We start from the raw sequence: 12,108 nt of genomic DNA on the forward strand, positions 1-12,108 counted from the left end.
TGGTAAAAGAGGCTTTTTCAGTTGCAGAGGCTGATCTGAACACGAAGGTCCTTGAGTTCCTGCAGTCGGCAACGGCGGTGAACCTCGTAGAGGCAGATATCATCGTGACAGGCGGCAGGGGCGTAGGCAATGAAGAAGGCTTTACCCTCATTAAGGAACTGGCAGATTTACTGGGTGCCGCGGTAGGGGCCTCCCGTGCGGCAGTCGATTCAGGCTGGATACCGTACGAGCACCAGGTCGGACAGACAGGCAAGACCGTGAAGCCGAAGATCTACATTGCCTGCGGTGTCTCCGGTGCTATTCAGCACCTCGCCGGTATGCGGACATCCGATTGTATCGTCGCGGTCAATAAAGACCCCGATGCGCCGATCTTCAAAGCGGCAACATTCGGTATAGTAGGCGACTACAAACAGGTCGTTCCGAAACTCATCGAAAAATTCAAAAGCAAACTCGGTAAGTAGCAAAGGAAATTATCAGAAGAACCAGGGGAGCCTCGGCTCCCCTTTTTTAATCACCGATCTCCCGTGAAGATGAGCATGACGTAGCGAGGATAATGACAATAGATTGCCGCGCCCTGCGGGCTCGCAATGACATTGCGCTGCACCGGTAGCGGCAAATGGAGTTGTTTTTTCGATATACGATATACGAACTACGATATACGGTCTTGCTATGAGCTGTAATTAGTAGAGCCAGAGATGGTCTAAGTCTTCCCCTGTCCTGCCCTCTGTCTTCCTCTCCCTGATCACTGTTGCCGGCATCCCTGCGACAACGGTATTCGGGGGGACGTCAGCCGTGACCATTGCATGAGAGGCGACGATGGCCTGCTCGCCTATGGTTACTCCGGGCAGTATCACCGCACCGGTGTAGACCATTGCGTAATCTTTGATCACTACGGGGTGATACTCTCTGACGATGTGGGATGCCTCCGAGTGGGTATGGGTGAAGATCCTCACGTCTTCTGCAAGCCCAACGTAATTGCCGATAGCGACCCCTCCCTTGGAATCAATGAAGACATTGCGGTTGAAAAAGGCAGAATCACCGATCTCGATATTCTGACCAAAGTTGAATCTGAGATTTTCCTCGGCGATGAACCCTGTGCCGCATCTCTTGAAGAGATGTTCAGCGATGAGTCTCCTGAAAAGGATCGCGAAGTTGACAAAGAGGCATATAGGGAGTTTGTCAAATGTGTCCCAGAGGAAATGGAGGTAGCGCTGCTCTGCCGTGAAGGGGTGTTCACGCCCCAGGGGAAGGAGTTCGCTGTAGAGTTCAAGCTCTTCAACAAGTTCGCGGATATAGGGAGGCGCGTCGAGAACCTTCAGGATCTCAACCGTCCCTTTCGCATTGATGCCTTTATCGACGATAACCTTGATCTCTTCGAATCTTTGGTTAAGTATTTTACCCATGATTTTCCCCTCCGGCAGGGTTACTTTTGGCGTGTTTTGACTATTTGCCCGTTTTATCCGGTTTCATTATGCTCAGGAACGCCACCGCGAACCCCGCGGATAGCGCGAGCAGCAAGATCCATAGACCTCTTCTACCGGTCTTTATCCCGGACCCATGTGTCTTTTTCAGCCATCCATGAAATGCGTTCACTGTATCTTCGATGTGGAAGACGGTCTTCAGTGCTATGCTGTTGATGCCATATTTCTCAGACGCTTCGCCGGGGTTGTCGATGGTGAACAGGATCATTTCGAGCTGTTCGAGATATTCTTCCACCGGTTTTTTAAGGATAGCAGTAAAAAGCATCTGCCCCTCTTCCAAACCAACAGGAAATGGTCTTTTCCAGAAATCATGGTAGCAGGCTATCATATTGAGGAGCGGCTCTTCTATGCGGGTCACGGCCTGCCGGATGGTTTCCCTCGGTGCATACTCTTTTGCCAGGACTTCTGCCGTGAGGTTATCGGTAGCCGTTACCAGGCCTTCGATATTTTGCTTGAGAACACGGTTCATTTCGTCGATGAGCCCCGAGATGTCCTCCAGTGGTTTGCCTTCAGGAGAGGGGTAGTACTGAAGCACTTCACGGAGCATGACCGTAAGTGGACTTAGTTCTTCGGCCAGTACGTAATAGTGGTCCGGCAGCGGGTGTTGCGATTTCATATTGTTCACCGTGTTTAGTAAGTGTTCCTGGTGCAAATTTTTCATCTGTCAGCTTGAAAGCATAAAAGCACAAGCCTGTTTATATTTGAACATATTTAGTGTCTTTTTTCTATGACATTCATGATTAACAAAATAAATTTATTAATAGATGATTACTTATTCAAATTATCTATTTGCTATGCAGCACTTAATTTTCTAAAATAGAAAACAAGAATTATAGTGACAGACGGTGAAGAGCAGAGGATGAGAGGATGCGGAGATGGGAAGATGAGAGGATGCGGAGATGGGAGGATGGGGTGGAGCTGATCGGAGACAAACATGATCTACCTTGATAATGCGGCGACTTCATTCCCGAAGCCGAAAGAGACGATAGACTTTCTCAACGACTTTGTCCTTAATGTCGGCGGCAATCCCGGCAGGAGCGGACATACCCTTTCCGTTGATGCGGCAAGATTCATCTTTGAGGCACGGGAAAAACTTGCAGACCTGTTCAACGTCAGCGATTCGGAACGGATTCTCTTTACCCAGAACGGGACCGAGTCATTAAATCTTGCCATCCTTGGTCTCCTGAAGCAAAATGACCATGTTATTACAACCTCGTTGGAACATAATTCGGTGATGCGGCCCCTTACGTTTCTTGAAAAAGAGAAAGGCATCCGCCTCTCTGTTGTCCAATGTGCGCACAATGGCAAACTCGACGCGGAGGATATAAAGAGGCTCGTCCGCAAGGAAACAAAGGCAGTGATCATCAACCATGGATCTAACGTAATCGGCACGGTCCAACCGGTTGGCGAGATAAAAAGGGTTATCGGAGAGATTACCCTCATCGTCGATGCCTGCCAGACAGTAGGCTCATTTCCAGTTGATATCGCAGCAGACAATATCGATATACTCTGCTTCTCCTGCCATAAGTCGCTCTATGGTATTCAGGGCCTTGGCGCCATTTATATACGGAACGGAATAGAGCTTATGCCGCTGAAATTCGGCGGTACGGGAAGCAGGTCGGAGTCTATTGAACAGCCTTTGTTTCTGCCTGACCGGTACGAGTCCGGCACGCCCAACACGCCGGGGATTGCAGCGCTCCTCGGCGGTTTAAGCTTTATAGAAAGGACCGGTATCGGAACGATCATCAAAAGAAAACAGGATTTGAGGCGATCTATTATTGACGAATTATCAGATATCCCGCAGGTTGTCGTATACGGCAATAAGGATGATAATAGCCAGTTACCCATCATATCCTTCAACATCGAGGACAAATTGCCGTCTGAAGTAGGCTACGAGCTCAATAAACAGGCGATATACACGCGGGTAGGTCTGCACTGCTCACCTGTGGCGCACAGAACGATAGGGACCTTTCCGGAAGGCACAGTGAGGGTCGCGCCCGGGTACTTTACAACAGACGAAGACGTCGCTGTATTCATTGAAGCGGTACGGGAAATAGCCAAACGTCCGTGAGACGACAGTATATAGTATATAGTATATCGCAAAAAGCAAAAACCCCTTGCCGCCAACTATTCTGCGATATACGACCTACGATATACTATATACGATATACGATATACGATATACGATAGAGACTGATATGATTTACTTCTTACTTTTTTTTACCATCCATGACGTTCTGAAGGCTGAGAAGGCATTGAAGGGACACAATGTTGAGATCGAGCTTGTTCCTGTCCCGAGGAACTTAAGTTCAGACTGCGGGATGTGCATAAAATTGAAAGGCGACCTGGAGGGCGTAAAGCCTTATATCGACGATACCGGGATGGACAAATGCGTTTCCTATGACGGGAAAGAATATAAGCTCATAGCTGACAGCTCGTAGGAAATTCGAAATTCTAAGCACCAAATCCTAAACAATTAGCCATGCCGCGCTTTTCGTGGGACCCTCGAATAACGAAAATGATGTATCCCGGACTGTACTCCATGAGGATGAGCATGTCGTCGGGACATCCCTCGCAAACACGCTCATTCCGCTCCTGCGGCGCTGTTACCGGGGCTTGCGTCGCCCCCTCCAGCAGCAAAGCTGCCAGAGCCACCCCCTCTCGCCAACGGTGTGGGCTGGTTCATATCGCTCGCGTTCGGCTTCGGAACTTTTGCTTCGCAAAAGACCGAGCTTCCTCGCCTCACGACGGTTTGCTACAGGAAAGCCCGACACCGATGCCCTATAGTGATATATTAGGATGAGCATCGACGTCGGATGTTTCCCCGCAATAAAGGCAGTGAACGGTGAATGGTGAATAGCAAGGAAACCCGTAATTCGTAATTCGTGAATGGAGTAAGGCAAACCTAAGGGATGAGATCGCCACGTCGCTTCGCTCCTCGCGATGACGATAAAGAATGAAGCTCCTCACGGTTGTGACGCTATGCTGATTCCGCATCCAGCGCCGAGCGACCAGTGACGAGTATCCATCGACCAGCAACCAGTATCCAGCATCCGGTCCAGGTTAAATCCTGATGGCCCCTTCCGGACACATCTCCTGGCAGCAGTAACAACGAATGCACCTTTTGTAGTCAAACACAGGCGGTTCATCCGGCCGTGTTGACAGCGCCCCTGCAGGGCACACCTTTACACAAACGCCGCATCGTTTACAGGCCGCACTTATGATCTTTGGTTTTTTGACGAATGCGTTCTTGAGAAGTGTTTTGATGGGCTGCGGGATGCTCCAATCGGTAGCCATGGTGCCGGGCATCCTGAAATCTTTGATCACGGGGGCCCCATAAGTAACCGTCTCATAGCTTTTGATGAGGCCATGCTCTCTGGCAAGCGCCGTGATGGGGAGGGGGTAGCCTGGCTGGACGAGCTTCTCAATGGCGTCGTCGAGAACGAAGGCGCTCCTGCTCATGGCAACGACCCCAAGATTCCGCGGTCTTCCGTTCGATGGACCGTCTCCGTCCATGCCGAGGATCCCGTCAAGGATCGTCAGGTGGGGGCTGACTATGGTGTGGATATCGATGAGGGCTGAAGCAAAAAGCATCCTGTCCTGTCCTGCCCTCAGATGCCACCGTGCTTTTTCAAAGGAATGTATGAAGCCAAAGGTGTTTTTCACCCCCAGTGTCAAGCCCATCATCGCGTGCGTCTTAAGCTTTGGAAGGTTGACGACAAGATCATAATCCTTTGGGTCCTCGCCAAGAGTGAACCGCTTATATGGCGATATTCCATCAATAACCTTTATTAGTTTCCGATTGAAAGGAGATATAGTTAAACCATAGTATTCAATAATATCCATAATTCTACAATTTACAAGGACTTTTTTAGTTTTTTCATAGCCGGGACTATCTCCGATCGTGATTTGACACCCGTAATCAAGAAGTATTTCGGTTAGTGCCCTGATGAATTCAGGGTGGGTGGTGACTGCCTTTTCAGGCGCTTTGCCGCTCAGAAGATTGGGCTTCAGAAGGACCGCCTGCTTATCGATGCGGAGCCCGAGGGCCTGAAGGCCTTTTACAAAAAAATCTTTCAGCCTCTCCTGGTCATAGCGGTCACATGCCTGCAGAAGTACCTTTTCCAAGGCCCGGTCCTTTCTCAAAAGATGCCTCAATAAATTCTATACAGATATGGCCGTCAGCGCCATGCCAGCATACCGTGTTTTCATCATCAAGCCTGTAGGTCACTGTGTAGCCCTTCCGTTGAACGATCGAAGAACCTTTCCCGACAGGTTCCCTGGTGTTATTCATCGTAATGTCATCGATAAAGTCGCTCAATTGTATGCCGAATTCTTTCTCGAACTTGCCCTCATCCGTTTCTTTGACCTCCTGGTTCTCAAGCAGGAAGCCGTTCCTGTCCTTTTTGATATACATGGCGGTATTGCCAAAAGGCCCGTAGACCTCAACAAGAAGCACGTCGGGATAATCAACCCGTAAAGACATAGTGCCGGAATAGGTCATCCCCCTCCATGACATGTCGAGCTCACAAAGGGCAGCAACGTATTTTATGTGTTCAGGCCAGGCGAAGCGGGCAGCCTTTTTCGGAAGCATTGCGCAGGCATTCAAAAGGATCGCAAGGCAGAGTATGATGATTCTTGTCTTCATCGATTAGTTCAAAATGCCCAAACACCAATAACCAATCACCAAATAATACCCAATAACCAATTTTTTAATAACCAAACTGGATTTTTCTATTGCGTTTCTATTTGTTGGGTATTCGGTCATTGGATATTGGTTATTAATTGGTCATTGGTGTTTGGTTATTGGTTATTCAGACGCATTATGGAGCTTTTCATTTCTTATTATCTTTGAGCTGTTTTATCTTTTCCTCAAGGATCTTTTTTCTTTCTTCCTTCTTTTCCAGTTGGATGGACTTGTCGTAGTAATGGATCGCTTTTGTATTGTCTTTCATAACGGCATAAACGTCACCGAGGTGTTCGGCAATAGTCGGATCATCAGGCATCAACTGGTGGGCCTTCAGTATTGCCGTCAGCGCACCGTTATAATTGCCCTTTTTATAGTAGACCCATCCGAGGCTGTCGAGAATATATCCGTCGTCGGGCTTCTTCACAATGGCCTTTTTGATCATTGCCTCGGCTTCGTCGAGTTTTATCCCTTTTTCAGCCCAGGTGTAGCCGATAAAGTTCAACGCGTTGGCATATTCAGCATCGATCTTCAATACCTCTTCCATGAACGTCAGTGCCATGTCGGTGTTACCCTTTTTTTCGTGCAGCATGCCGATCTGGTATAAAACGTCTATATTATTCGGTTCGATCTTCCGCGCCTCTTCCAATGATGCGATACCTTTTGCATAATCCATCTTTTCTTCGTAAAGCATTGACAGCAATATATAGATCTCAGCAGTAGGTTTTACCTCGCCGAGGTAATGTTCCATTATTTTAATGCCGTCATCCGGGTTACCTGTCTTGATATAAAGAAATGCGAGGTTTTTCAGCGCATTTGAGAACTCCTCCGATTTCGGGTCTACTTTGAGAAACTCCTCTATAGCCTTTTTCAGGTCTCCCTTTTCTTTCCATGACATGGCAAGGTAGAGTCGAACGGTATTGTTGCCGGGAGTAGAGGTAAGTACAAAGTTGAATTCCCTTATTGCCTCGTCGAATCTCCTTTTTTCAAGGTGAAGAAGCCCTATGCGTGTCCTTATGGAAAGGTCCTCCCTGTCGATACCGGATAATTCTTCGAATTCGTGGATTGCCTTATCGTACTCCTTTTGTCTGATAAATATCGCAGCGATCCTTGAACGTGCCTTTTTATTCATGGGGTTGATTGAGATCACTTTCTGATAATATTCTATTGCCTTTTCGAAATTTCCTTCTATTTCATTGATCGTGCCGAGATCGAGCATCGCCGGCTCAAAGTTTGGTTTTAATTCAAGGACCTTATCGTAGAGGGTATTTGCTTTTTTATAGTCTTTGATCTCGGCAGACAGCCTTGCCGTATAATAGAGGGATATAATATTTTCGCTGTCGTATTCGAGTATCTTTTCATACATAATCAATGCATCTTTATAGCGTTTCTCTGCGATGTAAAGGGAACCGAGATAGAGATAGGCCTCTGTATCCTCCGGATTGAGGGCAATACATTTCTCATAGAGGGCTTTTGCCTTGGCGAAATCACCTTTTGCCGAGTAAATACCGGCAAGAAGGAATAGGGCATCATGGCTCGTGGGGTTGATTTCGATTGCCTCTTTAAGCAGTCCCTCTGCCTTGCCCGTGTCCCCCTTTTTGATATAAAGGAAGGCAAGCTCGGCCCTGATCTCGGCGGAATCAGGATTGAATTTCAACGCCGCCCCGTAATATGCCAGGGCTTCTTCATGGTCGCCCCTCAGTTCACTCCTGTAGCCCTTTAAGAAGAATTCGATCGACGATGAGTAATCGCTGCTAAAAAGCGGAAGCGGCAGGAGAGTGAGAAGTAAAATAATGAGGAATCTTTTCATTATATAAAATGATACCATATGCGCCCTTGAAAATCCATAACCTGACAGCCCTCTTAAGCTGATAGTTCATAGCTCATGGCTCATAGCGAACCAGATGCTGGATATTCGATGATCGATGATCGATGATCGAAACAGATGGCTGAAAGCTGATCGCTGTCGGCTATCTTATTACCCTGCCGATGCGGAGCCATCGTACATAATACAGGGGGTTGTCCGAATTTTTGTCCCATGAAAAATAAAGGATGAAGGCCTTTCCCACAAGGTCTTCCTTTCTCACGAAACCCCAGAACCTGCTGTCAAGACTCCTGTCCCTGTTGTCACCCATGACGAAATAAGAATCCCCGGGCACCTTCACGGGCTGTAAATTGTCTTTGGGAGAGAGATAGCCCGGTATGACAGGCTCCTTTGAATAGTATCCCCATGGATCCTGCATCTTTTTCCCGTTTACATAGATAGTTTTGTCTTTGATCTCTACAGTATCACCTTCCCTGGCGATAACCCTCTTTATAAAGTCTTTACTCCTGTCCACGGGGTAACGAAAGACAATGACATCACCCCGGTCTGGTTTGCCAAGTTCGAAGATAACAATGTCGGTAAAGGGTACTTTCACAACGTAGCTCAGTCTGTTGACGAGAAGATGGTCACCGACAAGGAGCGTTGGCTCCATGGAGCTTGACGGTATCTTGAATGCCTGGACGAAGAAGCTGCGGACGAAAAAGGCAATGATCGCCGCTATAATGAGGGATTCGATATACTCCCTGGTCTTGCTCTTTGTCTTCTGAAGCTCTACCGGTTTGTTATCGGCTGCCGGTGTTTCACTATTTTTATGTTTTTTACTCATCAAACCTCCGTGTTAACAATAACCAATAACCAAACATCAATCACCAATTAATACCCAATACCCAATGACCGAATATTCAAACGAGAAATGATACAAATTTTTGTTTGGTTATTGAATATTGGGTATTGGTGATTAATTGGAGCTTGGTTATTGGTGTTTGGTTATTCATAGATATCCTATAGTGCATACTATGTTTCGCAGGCAGCTTTCATATGTCAACTGTGTGCGTATAGCTCACATCTTCTCCGGCGCTGATACGCCGAGTATATTAAGGCCTGACCGAATTACATCTCTGAGCATGTGAAGAAGCAATAGCCTCGCAAGGGTCAGTTCCCTGTCGTCGCCGAGCACCCTCGTCTTATTATAATAGCTGTGGAAATTTCCCACGAGATCGAGAAGATAAAAGGTGATCCTGTGCGGTTCGAAGCTCCTGGCGCATCCCTCGATGACATCATGGAAATGAATGATCCCTTTTATGAGGTTGATCTCGTCCTCCTGTGTCAGAAGGTGCAGATTGGCTTTTTTTAATTGATCAGCGCCGATGCCTTCCTCTCCGGCGTTCCTGAAGATGCTCATGATCCTCGCGTGGGCATACTGCACATAGTATACGGGATTTTCGTTCGAGGTCTTCCTGGCAAGATCGAGATCAAATTCGAGATGGGCGTCGCTTTTTCTCATGAGAAAGAAGAACCGCGCCGCATCCCTGCCGACCTCGTCGAGAACCTCCCTGAGTGTAGTGAATGCCCCGGCGCGGGTAGACATGCCGACGGGTTTTCCATCTTTCAGGAGTGAAACGAACTGGATCAGTATGACCTTCAGGTCTTCCTTGTCCTTTCCGAGTGCCTGGATCGCGGCCTTCAGGCGCGGTATATACCCGTGATGGTCTGAGCCCCATATATCGACCAGCGTCTCGTAGGAACGTTCAAATTTATCGAGATGGTATGCTATATCCGATGTGAAGTAGGTCTTCTCCCCATCAGATTTGATCAGGACCCTGTCTTCGTCCTTTTCGAAGGCGCTTGTTTGAAACCAGAGAGCGCCGTCCTTCTCATACGCGAACCCCTTGTCCTTAAGCAGTGCAAGAGTGTCGTCAATAACGCCCCTTTCATAGAGCCCGGACTCCCTGTAATAGCTGTCAAAACAGACGCCGAAGTCTTCAAGGTCCTTCATGATGCCGTTCATGATGACATTGCCTGAGAATCGTGCCATAGAAGCTATGGCGTCTTCCTCTGCAGGAGGGATCTCAATGTTTTTATCGATGATCTCCCGGGCAAGGTCTTTGATGTATTCACCCTGATAGAGATCTTGTTCATAGGATACCTGAAGTCCTTTTAGCTCCTGCCACCGGAGGAACGTTGACCTGCCGAGCGTCTTGATCTGCCTGCCGGCGTCGTTGATGTAGTATTCCTTTGTTACATCGTAACCGGTTTTTGAAAGGATGTTGGCGAGGACATCGCCGACAGCCGCTCCCCTGCCGTGGCCGATATGCAAGGGACCGGTAGGGTTTGCGCTGACAAACTCGATGAGAACCTTCCTTCCCTGACCCGTTCCGGGGAAGAGGGTTTCGATCCCGTTCGCATATACATCCTGCAAGCGTTCTTGCCAGATGGCATCTTTTACATAGAAATTGATAAAGCCTTTTCCCGCGACGTCGATCTTGTCGCAGACGGCGTTGAAATCCATACGCTGCACAAGGATCTCCGCGATCTCTTTCGGATTTTTTTTCAGGACCGGAGCGAGGAGGAAGGCGATATTTGTAGAGTAGTCGCCGTGCCCTTCTTCCCTGGGAATTTCTATGATGGGGTTGATATCTGTGTTAACAGGGAGGATGCCGTCTTTTTTACAACCTTCACATGCGTCCCTTATGATCGTCGCTATGTTTCTTTTGATCATCTGGTTGTTTCCCGTCCTTGATAGATAGATCTTTTGCGTAATCGGGACATCTGAGTGAGACATCCTTGTTTCTTAAAAATTTTTTCTGACAATCTTTTCTCCATGCACAGACTACACAGAGTGATCGTTCTTCTCCCATAGAGCCTCCATGAAGATCTCCTTATAGCAGGCGGGGCGTCTCCCTTTTAAAATGGGCCATTCCCTTCGCACATGCTGAAGGTATTCAGGATCGATATCCGCGAGGAGCACGCCGTCGGTTCTTCCCGTCGGTCCTCCGACCAACTCTCCCTCCGGATTGACGCAAAAACTCATACCATAAAAGTCCTGCGTTGCCTCGCTCCCGACCCTGTTGACGCGCATGATATAGACGCCGTTGGCAATGGCATTACCCGACAGCACGGTTTGCCAGATATGCTGCGATTTAAAGGCGCAGGCAGTTGGGGCAAAGATAATATCGGCGCCTTTCAGCCTGAGGATCTTTATACCTTCCTGGTAGAAGTTATCCCAGGAGACCTGTACCCCGATAGCGCCATGAGGTGTCTGGAAGACAGGGAGTCCCTGGTTACCGGGAGAGAAATAGAATTTTTCCTCCCAGAGAGGTATATCGGTAACATGAAGTTTCCTGTATGTACCGATCGTTTTATCGCTATTGAAAACGACCGAAGTATTAAAATACTTCTGTCCTGATCTTTCAAATATGGGGAGGATAACCACGCTGTCGGTTCCCTTAAGATTGTTTTTGAAGAGCCGGATGGTGGGTCCATCAGTCTTTTCAGCGAATCGCCGAGCATCTTCATCCCTGTCCTTGGGAAACCACGGGAGGTTGAAGAGTTCCTGGAAGCAGATGAGTTTTGCATCCTCTCTGAGCGCAACAGTAAGGAGTTGCAGCGCCTTTTCGTTATTTCTCTCTCTGTCGGGAGAGCATGCAAATTGTATTCCGGCTATCTTCATAACTCGCAAAGAAAACTAACAGATGGAAAAGAGGCCTGTCAAGGAAAAAACCAAAACTGCAGCTGTCAGCAACCAACGGTCAGTCTCAGCAACTCTTTCCTGCTGATCGCTGAACGCTGATTGCTGTAAGTTGATAATTTTAATAATTTTCCGCCAGCAGTTCGTAATAGGCCTGCTCATGGGCGCAGGCAGGGCACTCTTGAGGTGCTTCCTTGCCCTCATAGACATAGCCGCAGTTCCTGCACCTCCATTTCACTACCGTATCTCTTTTAAAGACCCTGTCATTCTCGATATTGCCGATAAGGGCACGGTACCTCTTTTCGTGTTGCACCTCGACCTTGGCGATCTCCCTGAAGAGCGTGGCGATCTCGCCAAAACCTTCCTCATCTGCAATACGCGCTGCCTCAGGATAAAGGACTGAATGTTCAAGATTTTCACCTGCTGC

12 protein-coding genes are annotated in these 12,108 nt (G+C 48.1%); 3 read left to right on the forward strand and 9 right to left on the reverse strand.

What is annotated here, in order from left to right; genetic code table 11:
• On the forward strand, window positions 1–461 hold a 461-nt coding region (locus tag PHU49_08960), incomplete at its 5' end, for an electron transfer flavoprotein subunit alpha/FixB family protein (protein MDD5244133.1).
• Window positions 462–680: 219 nt separating this feature from the next.
• Here the strand turns inward: PHU49_08960 and PHU49_08965 are convergent.
• On the reverse strand, window positions 681–1,403 hold the full coding sequence (locus PHU49_08965) for an acyltransferase (protein ID MDD5244134.1): 723 nt from the start codon (window positions 1,401–1,403) through the stop codon (window positions 681–683).
• A 40-nt stretch (window positions 1,404–1,443) separates the two neighbouring features.
• Window positions 1,444–2,097, reverse strand: coding sequence for a hypothetical protein (locus PHU49_08970; GenBank protein MDD5244135.1), 654 nt, complete (start codon window positions 2,095–2,097; stop codon window positions 1,444–1,446).
• A 318-nt stretch (window positions 2,098–2,415) separates the two neighbouring features.
• On the opposite strand from PHU49_08970, the gene PHU49_08975 reads away from it, so the two are divergent.
• Entirely contained in the window at window positions 2,416–3,552 is a 1,137-nt protein-coding gene (locus PHU49_08975) for an aminotransferase class V-fold PLP-dependent enzyme (GenBank protein ID MDD5244136.1), read from the forward strand.
• 127 nt (window positions 3,553–3,679) lie between these two features.
• Window positions 3,680–3,922, forward strand: a complete 243-nt coding sequence (locus tag PHU49_08980) for a DUF3343 domain-containing protein (GenBank protein MDD5244137.1) — start codon at window positions 3,680–3,682, stop codon at window positions 3,920–3,922.
• 622 nt (window positions 3,923–4,544) lie between these two features.
• Here the strand turns inward: PHU49_08980 and PHU49_08985 are convergent.
• From PHU49_08985 to PHU49_09015, 7 genes are all read right to left on the reverse strand, one after another.
• Complete coding sequence (locus PHU49_08985) at window positions 4,545–5,609, reverse strand: DUF362 domain-containing protein (GenBank protein MDD5244138.1); 1,065 nt, start codon at window positions 5,607–5,609, stop codon at window positions 4,545–4,547.
• Complete coding sequence (locus tag PHU49_08990) at window positions 5,581–6,129, reverse strand: hypothetical protein (protein ID MDD5244139.1); 549 nt, start codon at window positions 6,127–6,129, stop codon at window positions 5,581–5,583. Before PHU49_08990 ends, PHU49_08985 begins: the two co-directional genes overlap by 29 nt.
• Before the next feature lie 187 nt (window positions 6,130–6,316).
• On the reverse strand, window positions 6,317–7,996 hold the full coding sequence (locus PHU49_08995) for a tetratricopeptide repeat protein (GenBank protein MDD5244140.1): 1,680 nt from the start codon (window positions 7,994–7,996) through the stop codon (window positions 6,317–6,319).
• A gap of 142 nt (window positions 7,997–8,138) precedes the next feature.
• The gene (gene lepB / locus PHU49_09000) at window positions 8,139–8,819 is read right to left on the reverse strand and encodes a signal peptidase I (protein ID MDD5244141.1); all 681 of its coding nucleotides are present in this window, start codon (window positions 8,817–8,819) and stop codon (window positions 8,139–8,141) included.
• Window positions 8,820–9,053: 234 nt separating this feature from the next.
• Window positions 9,054–10,712, reverse strand: a complete 1,659-nt coding sequence (gene argS, locus PHU49_09005) for an arginine--tRNA ligase (protein ID MDD5244142.1) — start codon at window positions 10,710–10,712, stop codon at window positions 9,054–9,056.
• A 111-nt stretch (window positions 10,713–10,823) separates the two neighbouring features.
• Window positions 10,824–11,663 (reverse strand): hypothetical protein, encoded by an 840-nt coding sequence (locus tag PHU49_09010; protein MDD5244143.1) that lies wholly within the window; start codon window positions 11,661–11,663, stop codon window positions 10,824–10,826.
• Window positions 11,664–11,802: 139 nt separating this feature from the next.
• Window positions 11,803–12,108, reverse strand: a 306-nt coding sequence (locus PHU49_09015) for a ferritin family protein (GenBank protein ID MDD5244144.1), incomplete at its 5' end; no start/stop codon positions are given.

The organism is Syntrophorhabdaceae bacterium (assembly GCA_028713955.1).
Taxonomy (GTDB): domain Bacteria; phylum Desulfobacterota; class Syntrophorhabdia; order Syntrophorhabdales; family Syntrophorhabdaceae; genus UBA5609.

What these genes read in the sequence shown, in the direction of transcription:
- PHU49_08965 (MDD5244134.1), bottom strand. Translation starts at nt 1,403, where the DNA reads ATGGGTAAAATACTTAACCAAAGATTCGAAGAGATCAAGGTTATCGTC.
- PHU49_08970 (MDD5244135.1), bottom strand. Translation starts at nt 2,097, where the DNA reads ATGAAATCGCAACACCCGCTGCCGGACCACTATTACGTACTGGCCGAA.
- PHU49_08975 (MDD5244136.1), top strand. Translation starts at nt 2,416, where the DNA reads ATGATCTACCTTGATAATGCGGCGACTTCATTCCCGAAGCCGAAAGAG.
- PHU49_08980 (MDD5244137.1), top strand. Translation starts at nt 3,680, where the DNA reads ATGATTTACTTCTTACTTTTTTTTACCATCCATGACGTTCTGAAGGCT.
- PHU49_08990 (MDD5244139.1), bottom strand. Translation starts at nt 6,129, where the DNA reads ATGAAGACAAGAATCATCATACTCTGCCTTGCGATCCTTTTGAATGCC.
- PHU49_08995 (MDD5244140.1), bottom strand. Translation starts at nt 7,996, where the DNA reads ATGGTATCATTTTATATAATGAAAAGATTCCTCATTATTTTACTTCTC.
- lepB (MDD5244141.1), bottom strand. Translation starts at nt 8,819, where the DNA reads ATGAGTAAAAAACATAAAAATAGTGAAACACCGGCAGCCGATAACAAA.
- argS (MDD5244142.1), bottom strand. Translation starts at nt 10,712, where the DNA reads ATGATCAAAAGAAACATAGCGACGATCATAAGGGACGCATGTGAAGGT.
- PHU49_09010 (MDD5244143.1), bottom strand. Translation starts at nt 11,663, where the DNA reads ATGAAGATAGCCGGAATACAATTTGCATGCTCTCCCGACAGAGAGAGA.